Genomic DNA, 17120 nt, shown 5'->3' on the forward strand with positions numbered 1-17120 from the left:
AGTGAAACCTAACCGGGGCGGGGCGGCGGAAGCTAACCGGTACGGGTGGCCGTCTCACGTGCCGGGCGCACCTGCTCGGCGTGGGTCACCCCCGGCCGGCCCGTCCGCCCCGCCGCCAGGAGCAGCACTCCGGCCAGTCCGGCCAACCCCGCACAGACAGGCCACAGCGCCCCCGGCGCCGCCGAGTACAGCGCCCCGCCCAACGGCGCCGACAGCACGACCCCGCTCACGGACACCCCCGAGTACAGACTCTGGAACCGCCCCTGCGCATGGGCAGGCGCATGATCGGCGACAAAGGCCGTGGCAGGCGTCTTGTACAGCACCTCCCCCGCGGTGAGCAGCAACATCATCGCGACCGCGGTGCCCACCCCCGTCCCCAGGGCCAGCACCCCGTACCCCGCCCCCACGAGCAGCACGCCCCCACCGATGATCCGCAGCGGCGCCCGCCCCCGCAGCGCGACGGTGACCGGCAGTTCGAGGAGCAGGATGAGCCCCCCGTTGATGGCGAGCAGCCACCCGTACACACCGGTCCCGATCCCGTGGTGATCGAGGTCGGTGGGCAACGTGGAGTACTGCTGCCGGTAGACGAGGTCGGTGACGAGGATCGCGACGAGGAGCAGCACGACGACAGGCCGCTGCCGCAGACTCGCGAAGACACCGGGCCCGGCCGCCCCGTCGCCGGGCACCGCGGCACGACCCGCCCCCCGGGCAGGCAGCACCCGCCCGGCATACGCGGCGAACACCAGCGTCCCCACCCCGTCGACGACGAACAGCACCCCGTACCCGGCCTGCGCGATGAGCAACGCCCCGAGCGGCGGCCCCACCGTGAATCCCGCATTGGCCGCGAACCGCATCACCGCGAACCCCTGCCGCCGCGCCCCCTCAGGCACGACGATGGCGACGAGCGCCCCGTTGGCCGCGCGCACGCACCCACCCGCGTACTGGCTGAGCACCGGCACGACGTACAGCAGCGGCACCGGCAGGGCGGGCAGCGCGAGCACCCCCACCCCGCTGATCAGCGACCCGGCGAGCAGCACCCGCCGGTGCCCGTACCTGTCGCCGAACCAGCCGCCCGTGAAGTTCCCCGCGACCTGCCCCGCGCCACCGATGCCGCTGATCACCCCGGCCTGGGCGACGGACAGCCCCCGCTCGTCGGTCAGGTACACGAAGAAGTACACGAAGGTGAAGGCCACGATCATGTTGAAGAACTGGCCCGCTGCCAGCAGCCACACGGTCCTCGGTACGTCACGCAGCCCCCGCCGCATGCCTCCGCCGCTCATCGTCGCCCCCGCCATCGAGTGAGTTCCTTTTGGGAACGGACTATGGCAGCATGCGAGGCTCCGGGTCAACGTTCCGCCGACCCCGAGAGAGCGTGAAGGACATGCCACGGCGTACGAGCCTCGGCGACGCCCACTGCGCCATCGCGCAGGCCCTGGACGTCGTCGGCGACTGGTGGACCCTGCTGATCGTGCGCGACACGGCCCGCGGGGTGCACCGCTTCGAGGAGCTGCAGCGCGAACTGGGCCTGTCCCGCAAGGTGCTCACCGAGCGCCTGCGCCTCCTGGTCGACGCGGACGTCCTGACCCGGGTGCCGTATCAGGACCGCCCGCCGCGCCACGAGTACCGGCTGACGCCGCGCGGGCGGGCCCTGCTGCCGGTCCTGATCGCCCTTCAGGACTGGGGGGACACCTGGGTACTGGGAGAGGGAGAGATGACGGCGACGGCTCCGGACGAGGCTGCACCGGCAGCGCTGCGGGTGCACGAACTGCTGGGCACGCGCGTGCCCGAGCTGCGACTGCGCGCGGACGACGGCGAGTTGACGGACCCGGTCACGGACGCGGCGTACACGGTCCTGTACTGCTTCCCGGGCGCGTACGCCCGCAAGGACGCCTATCCGCCCGGCTGGTCCACGATCCCCGGCGCGCCCGGCTGCACCCTGGAGTCGTGCACGTACCGCGACCGGCTCGCCGACTTCACGGCGGCGGGCGCGGCCGTGCGCGGCGTGTCCACCCAACGCCCCGACGAGCAGCGGGCGTTCGCCGCCAAGGAGGGCCTGCGCTTCCCGCTCCTGTCGGACGCGGACCTCGCGCTGACGGCGGCACTGCGCCTTCCGACGTTCCGCGCGGCGGGCGTGAGCCGCCTGAAGCGGCTGACCCTGGTCGTGGACGCCGACCGGACCATCCGGGACGTGCAGTACCCGGTCACGGACATCACGGCGAGCGTCGAGGCGGCCCTGGAGACCGTCAACAGTCTGCGGGACGGCCCGAGTTGACGAGGAGCCGCCGCAGCATGTCCCGGGTGTAGACCTCGTCGTACTCGCCGCCCGTGAGCAGCGCCTGCAGACAGATCCCGTCCATCAGCGCCATCAGGCCCCGGGCGGTGCCGGGGTCCGTCCGCTCCCGCAGGACCTCGCCGATGCCCTCGCACCACTCGGCGGCCACCGGCCGCAGCGCGGGGCGGCGCAGGGCGGCCAGATACAGCTCGTACTCCAGCTCAAGGCCCTCGCGCCCGCGGGCGGCCCACTCGCCGAGCAGCGCCGCCAGCTCGGCGGCGAGGTCGGCGTCCGGGTCCCGCAGCACCTCCCGTTCGCGCACCAGGCGCGCGAACACCTCGTTGGCCTCCCGCAGCGCGGCCACGAGCAGGTCGTCGAGCGTCTTGAAGTGGTACGTCGTCGACCCCAGCGGCACATCGGCCGCGGCCGCGACGGTGCGGTGACTGAGGCCCGCGATGCCCTTCTCGCCCGCGACCCGGAGCGCCGCCTCGATGATCCGCTGCCGCCGCTCCGGGTCGTACCGCCGTCCCATCAGTGGGCCCCGCCGAGGTTCAGCACGACGACGCCCGCGATGACGAGCACGATGCCCGAGACCTTGACCAGGCTCGCCGACTCGCCCAGGAACAGCATCCCGATCCCGGCGACGGCGGCGGTCCCGATGCCCGCCCAGATCGCGTAGGCGGTTCCCACCGACAGTGTCTTCAGCGTCTGCGCGAGCAGCGCGAAGGCCAGCAGATAGCCCGCGACGGTGACCAGCGACGGCCACAGCCGGCTGAAACCTTCGCTGTACTTCATGGCCGTAGTCCCGGCCACCTCCGCCGCGATCGCCGCGGCCAGCAGTCCGTATCCCATGCGTACTACCGTACACAACGATGGGTACGGGTGTACATATGCAGGTGCATAAAAAATCCGGCGGGCACACGAAAGGGCCCGCACCGGTGCGGTGCGGGCCCTTTCGAGGCGTACGGCGGTGCGGCTCAGACGTTGAAGCCCAGCGCCCGAAGCTGCTCGCGCCCGTCGTCCGTGATCTTGTCCGGGCCCCACGGGGGCATCCAGACCCAGTTGATCCGCAGTTCGTTGACGATGCCCTCCGTCGCGGACTTCGCCTGGTCCTCGATGACGTCGGTCAGCGGGCAGGCCGCGGACGTGAGCGTCATGTCGATGGTGGCGATGTTGGCGTCGTCGATGTGGACACCGTAGATCAGGCCCAGGTTGACGACGTCGATGCCCAGTTCCGGGTCGACGACGTCGTACAGCGCCTCGCGGACCTCTTCCTCGGAAGCGGGCTTCGTGGTCAGGGTCTCGTTCTCGCTCATGCCGTCTTCCTTTCGGCCTCTTCGGCCTCGACGTCGGCGCCCAGTGCTTGCGCCGTCGCGTCCTTCCACGCCATCCAGCTCAGCAGAGCACACTTCACGCGCGCGGGGTACTTCGAGACACCGGCGAACGCGACCGCGTCCTCCAGCGTCTCCTCCATCGCGTCGTCCGGCTCCAGCTTGCCCTTGGACTGCATCAGCTCCAGGAACACGCTCTGGATCCGCTGCGCCTCGGCGAGCTCCTTGCCGACCAGGAGGTCGTTCAGGACGGACGCGCTGGCCTGGCTGATGGAGCAGCCCTGGCCCTCGTAGCTGACGTCCTCGATGCGCGAGCCGTCGTACTTCACGCGCAGCGTGATCTCGTCGCCGCACGTCGGGTTGACGTGGTGCACCTCGGCATCGCCGTCGCGCAGCCCGCGCCCGTGCGGATGCTTGTAGTGGTCCAGGATCACGTCCTGGTACATCGAATCCAGCTTCACGTCTCAGCCAGCCCCTCAGCCGAAGAAGTTCCGTACGTGCTCCAGCCCCTCGACGAGCGTGTCGATCTCGCCGGGCGTGGAGTACAGATAGAACGACGCTCGCGTGGTCGCGGGAATTCCGTACCGCAGGCAGACCGGGCGGGCGCAGTGGTGGCCGACCCGGACCGCGATGCCCTGCTCGTCGAGGACCTGGCCCACGTCGTGCGGGTGGATGTCGCCGAGGGTGAAGGAGATCGCGGCGCCGCGGTCCTCGGCCGTCGACGGACCGATGATCTTCAGGTCCGGGACTTCGAGGAGCCGCTTGACCGCGTACTCGGTGATCGCGTGCTCATGCGCGGCGATCTTGTCCATGCCGATCGCGGAGAGGTAGTCCACGGCCGCGCCCAGGCCCACGGCCTGGGAGACCGGCGGCGTGCCCGCCTCGAACTTGTGCGGCGCGGGAGCGTACGTCGACGAGTGCATCGACACGGTCTCGATCATCTCGCCGCCGCCGAGGAACGGGGGCAGGTCCTCCAGGAGCTCCTGGCGTCCCCACAGCACGCCGATGCCCGTCGGGCCGAGCATCTTGTGGCCGGTGAAGGCCACGAAGTCGGCCTGCAGCGCCTGCACGTCGAGCGGCATGTGCGGGGCGGCCTGCGAGGCGTCGATCAGGACGAGCGCGCCGACCTCCTGGGCGCGGCGCACGATGGCCTCGACCGGGTTGAGCGTGCCCAGGATGTTCGACACGAGCACGAAGGAGACGATCTTCGTCTTCTCCGTGATGACCTCGTCGATGTTGGAGAGGTCGAGCCGGCCGTCGTCGGTCAGGCCGAACCACTTCAGCTTCGCGCCGGTGCGCTGCGAGAGCAGCTGCCACGGCACGATGTTGGAGTGGTGCTCCATCTCCGTGATGACGATCTCGGTCTCGTGGTCCACGCGGTAGGGCTCGTCGGCCCAGCCGAGCATGTTGGCCACGAGGTTGAGCGACTCGGAGGCGTTCTTGGTGAAGATCACCTCGTCGCGGCTGGGCGCGTTGATGAACTCCGCGACCTTGTCACGGGCGCCCTCGTACAGCGCCGTGGCCTCCTCGGCGAGGACGTGCACGCCGCGGTGGACGTTGGCGTTGTGCTGCTCGTAGTACTCGTTCAGTACGTCGAGGACCTGGCGGGGCGTCTGCGAGGTCGCCGCGTTGTCCAGGTACACGAGCTTCTTGCCGTCGTGGATCTGGCGATCCAGGATCGGGAAGTCCTTGCGGATCGCCTCGGTGTCGAGGAGGCCGGGGAGCCCCTGCCGGGCCACAGTCACGCGGATGCGCCACCCTTCGTGTAGGCCTCGTAGCCCTCGGCCTCGAGCTTGTCGGCGAGCTCGGCGCCGCCGGACTCGGCGATGCGGCCGTTCGCGAAGACGTGCACGAAGTCGGGCTTGATGTAGCGCAGGATGCGCGTGTAGTGCGTGATCAGCAGGGTGCCGACCTCGCCGGTCTCGCGGACGCGGTTGACGCCGTCCGAGACCTGGCGCAGCGCGTCGACGTCCAGGCCGGAGTCCGTCTCGTCGAGGATCGCGATCTTCGGCTTGAGGAGCTCCATCTGCAGGATCTCGTGGCGCTTCTTCTCACCGCCGGAGAAGCCCTCGTTGACGTTGCGCTCGGCGAAGGCCGGGTCCATCTGGAGCTGCTCCATCGCGGACTTGACCTCCTTCACCCAGGTGCGCAGCTTGGGGGCCTCGCCGCGGATCGCCGTCGCCGACGTGCGCAGGAAGTTGGAGACCGAGACGCCGGGGACCTCGACCGGGTACTGCATGGCGAGGAACATGCCGGCGCGGGCGCGCTCGTCGACGGACATCTCCAGGACGTCCTCGCCGTCGAGGGTGACGGTGCCCTGCGTGATCGTGTACTTGGGGTGACCCGCGACGGAGTAGGCGAGCGTCGACTTGCCGGAGCCGTTCGGGCCCATGATGGCGTGCGTCTCGCCCTGCTTCACGGTGAGGTCGACGCCCTTGAGGATCTCCTTCGTGGCGTTGTCGGCCTCGACGGTGACGTGCAGGTCGCGGATTTCAAGCGTAGCCATGGTGCCTCAGGACTCCTGGGTGACGGAGACGAGCACATCGTCCCCTTCGATCTTTACGGGGTATACGGGGACGGGGCGCGTCGCGGGAAGGCCGGACGGCTTGCCGGTGCGGAGGTCGAAGGCGGAACCGTGCAGCCAGCACTCGATCTGGCAGTCCTCCACCTCGCCCTCGGAGAGGGAGACGTTCGCGTGCGAGCAGATGTCGTGGATCGCGAACACCTCGCCCTCGGTGTGGACGACCGAGACCGGCGTGCCGTCGAGTTCGACCCGCTTGGGGGTGTCCTCCGCCAGCTCGCTCAGTCCACAGGCCCGAATGAATCGGGCGCCGTCGAAGGTCATGCGACCGTCGCCTCCAGCTCCTCTTCGATCTTCGCGATGAGGCGCTCCTCGACGTCCGGCAGGCCGATCTGCTGGACCAGCTCGGCGAAGAAGCCGCGGACGACCAGGCGCCGGGCCTCGTCCTCCGGGATGCCGCGGGACTGCAGGTAGAAGAGCTGCTCGTCGTCGAAGCGGCCGGTCGCCGAGGCGTGGCCGGCGCCGACGATCTCGCCGGTCTCGATCTCGAGGTTCGGCACCGAGTCGACCCGGGCGCCGTCGGTCAGAACCAGGTTGCGGTTCATCTCGTAGGTGTCCGTGCCCTCGGCGGCGGCCTCGATGAGGACGTCGCCGATCCACACCGCGTGGGCGTTGTCGCCCTGGAGCGCGCCCTTGTAGACGACGTTGGACTTGCAGTGCGGGGTGGTGTGGTCGACCAGGAGGCGGTGCTCCTGGTGCTGGCCCGCGTCCGTGACGTACAGGCCGAAGAGCTCGGCCTCGCCGCCGGTGCCCGCGTAGGTGACGCGCGGGTGCAGCCGGACCAGGTCGCCGCCGAAGGTGACGACGACGGACTTGAAGGTGGCGTCGCGGCCGATCAGCGCGTTGTGCTGGGCGACGTGCACCGCCTTGTCGTCCCAGTCCTGGACGGAGACGACGGTGAGCTTGGCGCCGTCGCCGACGACGAAGTCGACGTTGGCGGCGAGCACGGCGTCACCGGTGTGGTCGATGACGACGAGGGCCTCGGCGAACGCGCCCAGCTCGATCACCTGGTGCGCGAAGGCGGTGCCGCCCTCGCCGTGCACGGCGATCCGGATGGGCTCGGTGAGCACCGTCTCCTTGGGGACGGACACGACCGAGGCCTTCTCGAAGGACGAGAACGCCTGGGCGGCGACGCGGTCGACGGGCTTGCCGGCCTTGCCGACGCGCGCGTCGTCCCGGCCGACGGTCTCCTGGGTGACGCCCGCCGGGGCGGTCACCTCGACGCGGATGCCACCCTCGGCGACCGCCGTGCCGTCGTGCAGCCCGCGCAGGCGCTCCAGCGGCGTGAACCGCCACTCCTCCTCGCGGCCGTGCGGGACCGGGAAGTCCGCCACGTCGAAGGACGGGGGCGCGCTCATGCGGGTGGCGACGGTGGACTCGGCGGCCACCGCGATCGATCCGGCGGTGGTGGAGCTGCCCACCGATGGGGGTCCCCCCTGCCCGAGCGAAGTCGAGGGCTTGGGGGAGTTCTGAGCCTCAGCCATGGCTGTCGTCGTGCTCTCTCTCTGCGTAAAGAAGTCAGTCGCTGCTGCGGGGGCCCGGCCGGTGTCGGCCGACCGGGACGCGGCCGGGGTTAACCGACCGAACCCTCCATCTGCAGCTCGATCAGCCGGTTCAGCTCCAGGGCGTACTCCATGGGCAGCTCCTTGGCGATCGGCTCGACGAAGCCGCGCACGATCATGGCCATGGCCTCGAACTCGGTCATGCCGCGGCTCATCAGGTAGAAGAGCTGGTCGTCGGAGACCTTGGAGACGGTGGCCTCGTGCCCCATGGAGACGTCGTCCTCGCGGACGTCGACGTAGGGGTAGGTGTCCGAGCGCGAGATCGTGTCGACGAGCAGCGCGTCGCAGAGCACGTTGGACTTCGATCCGGCGGCGCCCTCACCGATCTCGACGAGGCCTCGGTACGACGTACGACCGCCGCCGCGGGCCACCGACTTGGAGACGATGTTGGAGGACGTGTTCGGCGCCATGTGGACCATCTTGGAGCCGGCGTCCTGGTGCTGGCCCTCGCCCGCGAAGGCGATGGACAGGGTCTCGCCCTTGGCGTGCTCGCCCATCAGGTAGACGGCGGGGTACTTCATCGTCACCTTGGAGCCGATGTTGCCGTCGATCCACTCCATGGTCGCGCCCTCGTACGCCACGGCGCGCTTGGTGACCAGGTTGTAGACGTTGTTCGACCAGTTCTGGATCGTCGTGTAGCGGCAGCGGCCGCCCTTCTTGACGATGATCTCCACGACGGCGGAGTGCAGCGAGTCCGACTTGTAGATCGGCGCGGTGCAGCCCTCGACGTAGTGAACGTAGGCGTCCTCGTCCACGATGATCAGGGTCCGCTCGAACTGGCCCATGTTCTCCGTGTTGATGCGGAAGTAGGCCTGGAGCGGGATCTCGACGTGCACGCCCTTGGGGACGTAGATGAACGATCCGCCGGACCAGACGGCGGTGTTCAGCGACGCGAACTTGTTGTCACCGACGGGGATGACCGTGCCGAAGTACTCCTTGAAGAGCTCCGGGTGCTCCTTCAGCGCCGTGTCGGTGTCCAGGAAGATGACGCCCTGCTCCTCCAGGTCCTCGCGGATCTGGTGGTAGACGACCTCGGACTCGTACTGGGCGGCGACACCGGCGACGAGGCGCTGCTTCTCCGCCTCGGGGATGCCGAGCTTGTCGTACGTGTTCTTGATGTCCTCGGGCAGGTCCTCCCAGGACGCCGCCTGCTTCTCCGTGGAGCGCACGAAGTACTTGATGTTGTCGAAGTCGATGCCGGAGAGGTCCGAGCCCCAGTTCGGCATGGGCTTCTTGTCGAAGAGCCGGAGGCCCTTCAGGCGCAGCTTGGTCATCCACTCCGGCTCGGACTTCTTCGCCGAGATGTCCCGGACGACGTCCTCGCCCAGGCCGCGCTTGGCGGCGGCACCGGCCGCGTCGGAGTCGGCCCAGCCGTACTCGTAATTGCCCAGGCCCTCCAGCTCAGGGTGGGCGGTCTCCGTGGGGAGAGTCATGCGGGGTTCCTCCCGGCCGTGCTTGTGGATGCTTCTTCGGTGGCTTGTGCGGTGTGCGGGGTGCCGCCTGGGATGTACGTCGTGCAGACGCCGTCGCCGTGGGCGATGGTGGCCAGGCGCTGGACGTGGGTCCCGAGCAGCGCGGAGAAGATCTCCGTCTCCGCCTCGCACAGCTGCGGATACCGCTCGGCGACATGGGCGACCGGGCAGTGGTGCTGGCAGAGCTGTTCGCCCACCGGCGCGCTGCGCGCCGTAGCAGCGTACCCGTCGGCGGTCAATGCCTTCGCCAGCGCGTCGGTCCGGTGCTCCGGGGGCGCCGCGTCCATCGCCACGCGGTAGGCCTTGGCCTGCTCGGCGATGCGGGCACGGGCGAAGTCCACGACCGCGGTCTCGCCGTGCGTATCGGAGATCCAGCGCAGGGCGTCGACGGCCAGCTTGTCGTACGACTGGTCGAAGGCGTCGCGGCCGCAGTCCGTCAGGGCGAAGACCTTGGCCGGGCGGCCTCGGGTCCGGGCGCCGTAGACGCGCTTCTCGCGGCCCTCGACCACGTTCTCCTGGACGAGCGAGTCGAGGTGGCGGCGGACGGCGGCCTGGGTCAGGCCGAGGCGGCCCGCGAGGTCGGCCACGGTGGACGGGCCGTGGTCCAGGATGGAGCGCGCGACCCGGTTGCGTGTCGACCGCTCCCTGGTCGCGAGCTCTTCCTGAGGGGCCCCCGTGGGGGTCTCCCGAGCCTCGCCAACGTTTTTCACAACGCCATTGTTGCGTAATTCCTCAGAGCCTGACAACCCGCGCCCGGATCACTGTTCGGTGCGCTACGTCACTTAGGCATACCTAAGCTGACCTGCGGAAACGATCATTGATCGATCAATTCGGTGGCGCGTTCCCGACCGGCCGGGAAGACTCCCGAACATGCCCGCACCCCCTCCCACCGGCCCTTTGTGCACCCGTGAGTCCCTCGCGGACGAACTGCGCGCGCTCGGCGTGAGCCAGGGCGAGACCCTTCTCGTGCACTCCTCGCTCCGCTCGCTCGGTTGGGTCAACGGCGGCGCCGAGGCGGTCGTCCTCGCACTGTTCGACTGTCTGGGTGACGAGGGCACCCTGGTGGTGCCCGCGCAGTCCAGCGACAACTCGGATCCTTCCGAGTGGGAGAACCCGCCGGTGCCCGCCTCCTGGTGGCCCGCCATCCGCGCCACGATGCCCGCCTACGACCCCCGCACCGCCCGCACCCGAGGCGTCGGCGTCGTCCCGGAGACCGTCCGCACCTGGCCCGGCGCCGTCCGCAGCGCCCACCCGCAGACCTCCTTCGCCGCCGTCGGCCCCCGCGCCGCCGCCCTGACCGACGGCCACGCCCTGGACTGCCGCCTCGGCGAGCGCAGCCCCCTGGCCAAGCTCGAACGGGCCGGGGCGCGGGTGCTGCTCCTGGGCGCGGGCTTCGACTCCTGCACGGCCTTCCACCTGGCCGAGTACCGGCTTCCCGCACCCCTCGTCGACAACTCCTTCGCCGCCATGACCGCCGACGGCCGCCGCTGGCTGACGGTGCGCGAGCCCTCGATCACCGACCACCGCTTCGACGAGCTGGGCGCGGCCTTCGAGCGGGAGCGCGCGGTGGCGCGGGGCCGGGTGGGGGCGGCGACGGTCCGGCTCTTCCCGCTGGCGGAGGCGGTGGCGTACGCGCAGGCGTGGCTGGCGGAGCATCGGCCTCGTACGGGCTGAGGCGCCCGCGCGGGCTGAGCCGCCCACGCCGCGGCGCCCGGATCCGACCGGACACGTCCCCTTCCGACAGCTCCAGGGCCCGGTCCGACCAGGGCGAAGGGCGCCTTTGGCCCCTTCTGACCCGGCCCGGCCCCCCTGGCCGTGGACGCCCGGCCCCTCTCTAGACTTCCCGGCATGGGAACTGAGTCCGTCGTCCAGGCCGTGGGTCTGGTCAAGCGGTACGGGAAGAAGACCGCGGTGGACGGCCTCGACCTCGACGTCCGCGCGGGCGCCGTCACGGCCGTGCTCGGCCCGAACGGGGCCGGCAAGACCACCACCATCGAGACCTGCGAGGGCTACCGCAGGCCGGACGCCGGTGAGGTCCGCGTCCTCGGCCTCGACCCGGTCCGGCAGGCCGCCGCGCTGCGGCCCCGCATCGGCGTGATGCTCCAGTCCGGCGGCGTCTACTCCGGCGCCCGCGCCGACGAGATGCTGCGGCACGTCGCGAAGCTGCACGCGCACCCCCTCGACGTCGACGCCCTCATCGAACGCCTCGGCCTCGACTCCTGCGGCCGCACCACCTACCGGCGCCTCTCCGGCGGCCAGCAGCAGCGCCTCGCGCTCGCCATGGCCGTGGTCGGACGGCCCGACCTGGTCTTCCTCGACGAGCCGACCGCGGGCCTCGACCCGCAAGCACGCCGGGCCACCTGGAGCCTGGTCCGCGACCTGCGCGCCGACGGCGTCTCGGTGATCCTCACCACCCACCACATGGACGAGGCCGAGGAACTCGCCGACGACGTCGCCGTCATCGACGCGGGCAAGGTCATCGCCCAGGGCAGCCCCGACGAGCTGTGCCGGGGCGGCGCCGAGAACACCCTGCGCTTCACCGGCCGCCCCGGCCTCGACGTCGCCTCCCTCCTCAAGGCCCTGCCCCCGGACTCCGCCGCCGCCGAACTCACCCCCGGCGCCTACCGCGTCAGCGGCACCGTCGACCCCCAGCTGCTCGCCACCGTCACCTCCTGGTGCGCCCAGCACGGCGTCATGCCGGACCGGATCTCGGTCGAACGCCACACCCTCGAAGACGTCTTCCTGGAGCTCACGGGTAAGGAGCTGCGGTCGTGACCAGTACCACCGGCACCACGGGCACGCCCGGTACGTACGCGCCGAAGCCGGGCGCCGCCCCGCTCCCCCGCATGATCGCCGCGCAGGCCGCGCTCGAGACCAAGATGCTGCTGCGCAACGGCGAACAGCTGCTGCTCACCGTCGTCATCCCGACACTGCTGCTCGTCCTGTTCAGCGCGGTCGACATCGTCGACACGGGCGAGGGCAAGGCCGTCGACTTCCTGACCCCCGGTGTCCTCGCCCTCGCCGTGATGTCGACGGCCTTCACCGGGCAGGCCATCGCCACGGGCTTCGAGCGGCGCTACGGCGTCCTCAAGCGCCTGGCCGCCTCGCCGCTGCCGCGTTGGGGCCTGATGACCGCCAAGACCCTTTCGGTGCTCGTCACCGAGGTCCTGCAGATCGCGCTGCTCACGGCGATCGCCTTCGCGCTCGGCTGGTCGCCGCACGGCAACCCGTTCGCCGTGCTGCTGCTCCTGGTCCTCGGCACGGCCGCCTTCTCCGGGCTCGGCCTGCTGATGGCCGGAACGCTCAAGGCGGAGGCGACGCTTGCCGCCGCCAACCTGGTCTTCCTGCTCCTCCTTGTCGGCGGCGGCGTCATCGTGCCGCTCGACAAGTTCCCCGGCGCCGTCGAGTCGGCGCTCGGGCTGCTGCCGATCTCGGCGCTCTCGGACGGGCTGCGGGACGTCCTCCAGGACGGGGCCGCGATGCCGTGGGCGGACCTCGGGATCCTGGCCGTGTGGTCGGTCGTGGGACTCGGCGCGGCGGGGCGGTTCTTCCGCTGGGAGTAGGCGGCCGGCGTCACCCACCGGCGTAACCTGCGCCACAAATGGAGCGGATACGTCCCCCTCGTGAAGGCGTGCACAAGCGGCCTTCTACGATGGGGCCCGTGCCAAACGTGACCCGAGCCGACGTCGCTCAATTCGTGCGCAATCCGCTCGCCTTCATCGCCGAGCGCTGGACCCCGACGCAGCGGACCGTGCAGCAGTCGGCACTGATCTCGCTCGTGATGACGTGCGTGATCGTGGTCACCGGCGGCGCCGTCCGCCTGACGGGCTCCGGTCTCGGCTGCCCGACCTGGCCCAAGTGCACCGACGAATCCCTCACCGCGACCAGCGAGATGGGCTTCCACGGGGTCGTCGAGTTCGGCAACCGCATGCTGACGTACGTGCTCTGTGCCGCCGTCGGCTGGGCCATCATCACCATGCGCGCGCAGAAGCCGTGGCGGCGGAGCCTGACCCGGTACGGCTGGACGCAGTTCTGGCTGGTCATGGGCAACGCGGTGCTCGGCGGCATCGTCGTGCTCGTCGGCCTCAACCCGTACACCGTCGCGGCGCACTTCCTGCTCTCCACCGCCCTGATCGCGGTCGCCACGGCGACCTGGCAGCGCACCCGCGAGGGCGACTCCGAGCCGCGTCCGCTCGTCGGCAGGGCCGTCGCCCAGTTGGTGTGGGTCCTGGCCGGTGTCACGGTGCTGCTCATCGCGGTCGGCACGGTCGTGACCGGCGCGGGTCCGCACGCGGGCGACTCCAGCGACGTACCGCGCATGAACGTCGGCGCCGTGGGCCTGGACTGGGAGGGCGTCACCAAGCTGCACGCCGTCCTGGCGTGGATCGTGGTGACGCTGACGTTCGCGCTGTGGTTCGTCCTGAAGGCGGTGGACGCCCCGCGCGGCCCGCTGACCCGCACCCGCGATCTGTTCCTCATCCTGCTGGCGCAGGGTGCGATCGGCTATGTCCAGTACTTCACCGACCTGCCGGAGGTCCTGGTCGCCGCGCACATGCTGGGCTCGTGCCTGGTGTGGATCGGAGTGCTGCGGGTGCTGCTGTCCCTGCGGGAGCGGCCGCAGCCCAAGGCGGAGGTACCGACGCAGGCGGACGACTCGCAGCTGTCGTCGGTCTGACGGACCACCGGACGCACCACCGAACGCACCGCCGAACGCACCGCCGTCGGCCGCTCACCCCTCAGCCGTAGCAGCCGTCCCAGTCGCTTCAGTCGCTTCAGTCGCTTCAGTCGCTTCAGTCGCTTCAGTCGCTTCAGTCGCTTCAGTCGCCTACGAGCCCGTACACCCGCCGCGCGTTCCCCGCCGCGATCAGCCCCGCCACCCGCTGCGCGTCCGTCAGCGACCACGCGCCCTCCGCGACCCACGTCCCGAGCACCCGCCCGAGCGCCTCCCGGAACAACTGCGCCCCCACCACGTGCAGCTCGGGCAATCCCTGCGCGCCGCTGGAGAACAGCAGCTTGCCGAACGGCGCGAGCTCCAGGATCTCGGCGAGGACGGCCGCCGCGCGCGCCCCGGTCCGGACGAGCGCGGAGCCCAAGTCGGCGTACACGTGCGGGAAGACACCGGCGAGGTGGGCCGCCGCGCGGTGGTGCGGATAGCCGTGCAGGAGCACCAGGTCGGTGCCGAGCCCGGCGGTGGCGCGGGCGAAGTCGCCGAAGGAGCACTGCGGGTCGGCGGCGCCGGTGTGCAGTTGCAGGGGCAGGCCGGAGGCGACCGCGATCCACAGCAGGTGCCGCAGCAGCACCGGGTCGGCGAGTTCGCCGCCCACCTGCCGCCCGGCGAGCCAGCGTCCGGCCGCGCCGCGCACCTCCCCCGGCCCCGGCGGTTCGCAGGCGAGGGCCTCGCCCGCGCGCACCCCGGCGACGGAGGTGAACGCGACGGCGCCGTGCGCGGCGCCGTGCACGGACTCGGCGAGGTTGGCGAGGAAGGAGTCGACGGTGCCGGAGGTGTCGGCGACCTGCTCGGCCAGTAATTCCAGCCGGACGATCTCGCGGGCCTGCGCGGCGCCGGTCGACGCGAGTTCGCCGGGTCCGGTGAGGTCACCGGGCAGGCCCGTGTCGACGAGGTAGGTGGTGATGCCGCTGCCGCGCAGCAGCCGCCGCCCGGCCTCCAGGACGCCGAGTTCGCGGCGGCGGGCGAGATAGCGGGCGGGCGGGCAGTGCGGTTCGAGGCCGAGCAGCGGCGGGCACCAGCGGCGCACGGCGAAGCCGGTCTGGGTGTCGAAGAAGGTGGTGCCGGGGGCGGGCGGGCCCTCGCCCCGGCCGAGGTGGGCCTCGAAGGTGCCGAGCCCCAGCTCCGTGCGCAGGACGCCGTGGCAGTGCTGGTCCACCAAGGACGGGGTTTCGATCATCCTGGCTCCCAGACGTGGACCGTGTTCCTACGGTCCTAACGGGTGACCCCGGTGTCAGGTGTTGCTCACCGTGTCACTCCGTGCCCGCCCCGCGCGTGTCTCAGCCGCCCGTGGGGCCGCCGATCTGGATGCCCGCCATGCGCTTCCACTCGTACGGCCCGGTCGTGACCTTGGCCGCGAAGTCGCCGTCGAAGTCCTCGTGGACGGTGATCCCGGCCTTCTCCACGGCGCTCGTCGCGATGGCGTGGCTCGGCGCGACGAGGTCGCCCCAGCCGCCGTCCTCCCCGACGAGGACGATCCGCGCGCCCCGCTCGCCGATGTACGCGACCTGACCCTCCGCGCCGCCGTGCGCCCGCGCGAACGCGCCGATCTGCCGGGCCAGCTTGGCGGCCCTGCGCTCGGCACGGGCGGCCTCCTTGGCGGCCTTCGCCGCGGCGCCGTCGCCACCGCCCGAGCCCGTGGTGCCCTGCTCCGTCACCTGCTCCGTGTCTGCCATGGCACAGGATGCTACCGACGGGTAGATCATTCGGCGACGCCCGGGTGGCGTGGTCTCGGCCACCCTCGTGCCGGGGGCGCGCACGCCCGTTCCGCCCGGTGCCGCCCCGTGGTAGGACCAGGGGCCATGACGGGACTGCTGATCGGCGAGGTCTTCCGGTCCGCCGCCCGCGCCGTCCCGCACCGCGTGGCCGCGGTGACCGGCGACCGCGCGCTCACCTTCGCGGAGCTGGACGCGGCGGCCGACCGGACCGCCCGGTACCTGGCCGCCCACGGCGTACGGCGCGGCGACCGCGTGGTCTGCCCGGCCGGGGCCTCGCCGGAGACCCTCGCCGCCTTCGCCGGGGCCGCGCGGACCGGGGCGGTGTTCGTGCCGGTCGCCGCGGGCGCCGGTGACACCTGGGCCGGGCGGGTCGCGCGGATCGTGCGGGCGGCCCGGCCGCGCCTGCTCGTGACGGACGCGGCGCGGGCGGGGTCGGGGGCACGGCTGGCCGCGGGGTCGGGGGTACGTCATGTCGTCCTCACGGACGTACGGGAGGACGGGACGCCGGACGGCGGGGCCGAGGGGCCGCTCGGGGCGGGGCCGGAGGAGTCCGACGCGCACATGATCCTCTTCACCGGGACCACCGGGACCACCGGGACCACCGGGACCACCGGATCCAGCGCGGCACCCGGATCCACCAGGGCACCTGGCACCGGGGCCACCGGATCGGCCAGGGCCACCGGTTCCGACCGCCTCCGTGGCGTCGTCCTCTCGCACCGCGTGAGCACGCTGCGCTCCCACCCCGGCTGCCGTCCGCAACCGCGCGGCGCCCTGGTCTGCGGCCTCCCCCTGGACCGCTGGGCCGCCTGGGCCGCCGTGCTGCGACAGTGGCAGGCGCGCGGCACCGTCGTCCTGCCGGCGGGCGACGGCACCCCGGAACCGGTGGCGATCTGCGCGGCCGTCCGGGCGCACCGCGCGGAAGGGCTGGTCTGCGCGCCGTCCGCGTGGGAGGGCGTCCTGGACACGGCGCCCCACCACCTGACCCGCCTGCGGTACGCCGACGTGGAGTCGGGACGGCCGACCGCCGTGGAGCCGTGCCTCCTGGAGGCCGTGCGCACCGCGACCCCGGTGGCCCACGCCCGCGCCGTCCTCGGTTCCGCCGAGACGGGTGACCTCGCCGTCCTGGAGCACGCCGACGGCCGGGGCAGGCCGGGGAGCTGCGGGCTGCCCGCTCCCGGCAGCGAGGTGCGGGTGGCGGGCGGTGAGCTGTACGTGCGGGGGCCGCTGCTGTTCGGCGGCTACTTCGGCGCCAAGCGGGCGACGGACGCGGTGCTGCGGGACGGCTGGTTCCGCACCGGCCGGGCGGCCGCGCTGGACGGGGACGGCTACCTGTATCTCCAGGAGAGCTGAATCCTCAGGTGGGCACGGCTTCCAGGTGGGCCGGGTCTCCGGGGGTGGGCCGGGTCTCCAGGTAGGCCCGGTCTCCGGGACGGCTGGCAAAGGTGTGGCCCCCGCCGC

General features: G+C 71.6%; 19 protein-coding genes. 6 read left to right on the forward strand and 13 right to left on the reverse strand.

The window, feature by feature from the left end; all coding sequences use genetic code 11:
* Window positions 1-32: 32 nt before the first annotated feature.
* Window positions 33-1295: an MFS transporter gene (locus IE274_RS17085; protein ID WP_229909607.1), complete on the reverse strand. Its 1263-nt coding sequence runs from the start codon at window positions 1293-1295 to the stop codon at window positions 33-35.
* Window positions 1296-1381: 86 nt separating this feature from the next.
* On the opposite strand from IE274_RS17085, the gene IE274_RS17090 reads away from it, so the two are divergent.
* Window positions 1382-2272 carry a winged helix-turn-helix transcriptional regulator gene (locus tag IE274_RS17090; RefSeq protein ID WP_190116642.1) on the forward strand — a complete coding sequence of 297 codons (891 nt, stop codon included), beginning with the start codon at window positions 1382-1384 and terminating at the stop codon, window positions 2270-2272.
* On the opposite strand, the gene IE274_RS17095 is transcribed toward IE274_RS17090, so the two are convergent.
* The 10 genes from IE274_RS17095 to IE274_RS17140 all read right to left on the reverse strand — a co-directional run bounded on the left by IE274_RS17095 (window position 2244) and on the right by IE274_RS17140 (window position 9928).
* Window positions 2244-2804 (reverse strand): TetR/AcrR family transcriptional regulator, encoded by a 561-nt coding sequence (locus tag IE274_RS17095; protein WP_190116643.1) that lies wholly within the window; start codon window positions 2802-2804, stop codon window positions 2244-2246. The two genes, IE274_RS17090 and IE274_RS17095, sit on opposite strands and share 29 nt — an antisense overlap.
* On the reverse strand, window positions 2804-3124 hold the full coding sequence (locus IE274_RS17100) for a DMT family transporter (RefSeq protein ID WP_190116644.1): 321 nt from the start codon (window positions 3122-3124) through the stop codon (window positions 2804-2806). The genes IE274_RS17095 and IE274_RS17100 overlap by 1 nt, the downstream gene beginning before the upstream one ends.
* A 125-nt stretch (window positions 3125-3249) precedes the next feature.
* On the reverse strand, window positions 3250-3588 hold the full coding sequence (locus IE274_RS17105; protein ID WP_030358830.1) for a metal-sulfur cluster assembly factor: 339 nt from the start codon (window positions 3586-3588) through the stop codon (window positions 3250-3252).
* Window positions 3585-4064 carry a Fe-S cluster assembly sulfur transfer protein SufU gene (gene sufU, locus IE274_RS17110; protein WP_190116645.1) on the reverse strand — a complete coding sequence of 160 codons (480 nt, stop codon included), beginning with the start codon at window positions 4062-4064 and terminating at the stop codon, window positions 3585-3587. Before sufU ends, IE274_RS17105 begins: the two co-directional genes overlap by 4 nt.
* Window positions 4065-4079: 15 nt before the next feature.
* Entirely contained in the window at window positions 4080-5348 is a 1269-nt protein-coding gene (locus tag IE274_RS17115) for a cysteine desulfurase (protein ID WP_443732137.1), read from the reverse strand.
* The gene (gene sufC / locus IE274_RS17120) at window positions 5345-6109 is read right to left on the reverse strand and encodes a Fe-S cluster assembly ATPase SufC (protein ID WP_190116646.1); all 765 of its coding nucleotides are present in this window, start codon (window positions 6107-6109) and stop codon (window positions 5345-5347) included. The genes IE274_RS17115 and sufC overlap by 4 nt, the downstream gene beginning before the upstream one ends.
* 6 nt (window positions 6110-6115) lie before the next feature.
* A complete protein-coding gene (locus IE274_RS17125; protein ID WP_190116647.1) occupies window positions 6116-6448 on the reverse strand; it encodes a bifunctional 3-phenylpropionate/cinnamic acid dioxygenase ferredoxin subunit in 333 nt (110 codons plus the stop codon).
* Entirely contained in the window at window positions 6445-7668 is a 1224-nt protein-coding gene (sufD, locus tag IE274_RS17130; protein ID WP_190116648.1) for a Fe-S cluster assembly protein SufD, read from the reverse strand. The genes IE274_RS17125 and sufD overlap by 4 nt, the downstream gene beginning before the upstream one ends.
* Window positions 7669-7757: 89 nt before the next feature.
* Window positions 7758-9179, reverse strand: coding sequence for a Fe-S cluster assembly protein SufB (gene sufB / locus IE274_RS17135; protein WP_190116649.1), 1422 nt, complete (start codon window positions 9177-9179; stop codon window positions 7758-7760).
* Entirely contained in the window at window positions 9176-9928 is a 753-nt protein-coding gene (locus tag IE274_RS17140) for a helix-turn-helix transcriptional regulator (RefSeq protein ID WP_190116650.1), read from the reverse strand. The genes sufB and IE274_RS17140 overlap by 4 nt, the downstream gene beginning before the upstream one ends.
* A gap of 160 nt (window positions 9929-10088) precedes the next feature.
* Here IE274_RS17140 and IE274_RS17145 point away from each other — a divergent pair, with 160 nt between their 5' ends.
* The 4 genes from IE274_RS17145 to IE274_RS17160 all read left to right on the forward strand — a co-directional run bounded on the left by IE274_RS17145 (window position 10089) and on the right by IE274_RS17160 (window position 13893).
* Window positions 10089-10892, forward strand: a complete 804-nt coding sequence (locus IE274_RS17145; protein ID WP_190116651.1) for an AAC(3) family N-acetyltransferase — start codon at window positions 10089-10091, stop codon at window positions 10890-10892.
* Between the two features lie 174 nt (window positions 10893-11066).
* The gene (locus IE274_RS17150) at window positions 11067-11993 is read left to right on the forward strand and encodes an ABC transporter ATP-binding protein (protein WP_190116652.1); all 927 of its coding nucleotides are present in this window, start codon (window positions 11067-11069) and stop codon (window positions 11991-11993) included.
* Between the two features lie 71 nt (window positions 11994-12064).
* A complete protein-coding gene (locus IE274_RS17155) occupies window positions 12065-12781 on the forward strand; it encodes an ABC transporter permease (protein ID WP_233102951.1) in 717 nt (238 codons plus the stop codon).
* An 89-nt stretch (window positions 12782-12870) separates the two neighbouring features.
* The gene (locus tag IE274_RS17160) at window positions 12871-13893 is read left to right on the forward strand and encodes a COX15/CtaA family protein (protein WP_190116654.1); all 1023 of its coding nucleotides are present in this window, start codon (window positions 12871-12873) and stop codon (window positions 13891-13893) included.
* A 142-nt stretch (window positions 13894-14035) separates the two neighbouring features.
* Here the strand turns inward: IE274_RS17160 and IE274_RS17165 are convergent, their stop codons facing one another.
* Both IE274_RS17165 and IE274_RS17170 read right to left on the reverse strand, forming a co-directional pair.
* On the reverse strand, window positions 14036-15124 hold the full coding sequence (locus IE274_RS17165; RefSeq protein WP_190116655.1) for an amidohydrolase family protein: 1089 nt from the start codon (window positions 15122-15124) through the stop codon (window positions 14036-14038).
* Window positions 15125-15224: 100 nt separating this feature from the next.
* Entirely contained in the window at window positions 15225-15620 is a 396-nt protein-coding gene (locus IE274_RS17170) for a hypothetical protein (protein ID WP_229909608.1), read from the reverse strand.
* 126 nt (window positions 15621-15746) lie between these two features.
* Here IE274_RS17170 and IE274_RS17175 point away from each other — a divergent pair, with 126 nt between their 5' ends.
* A complete protein-coding gene (locus IE274_RS17175; RefSeq protein ID WP_190116656.1) occupies window positions 15747-17012 on the forward strand; it encodes a class I adenylate-forming enzyme family protein in 1266 nt (421 codons plus the stop codon).
* The last annotated feature ends 108 nt before the right edge of the window (window positions 17013-17120 follow it).

Source organism: Streptomyces flavofungini, from assembly GCF_014650815.1.
GTDB lineage: Bacteria > Actinomycetota > Actinomycetes > Streptomycetales > Streptomycetaceae > Streptomyces > Streptomyces flavofungini.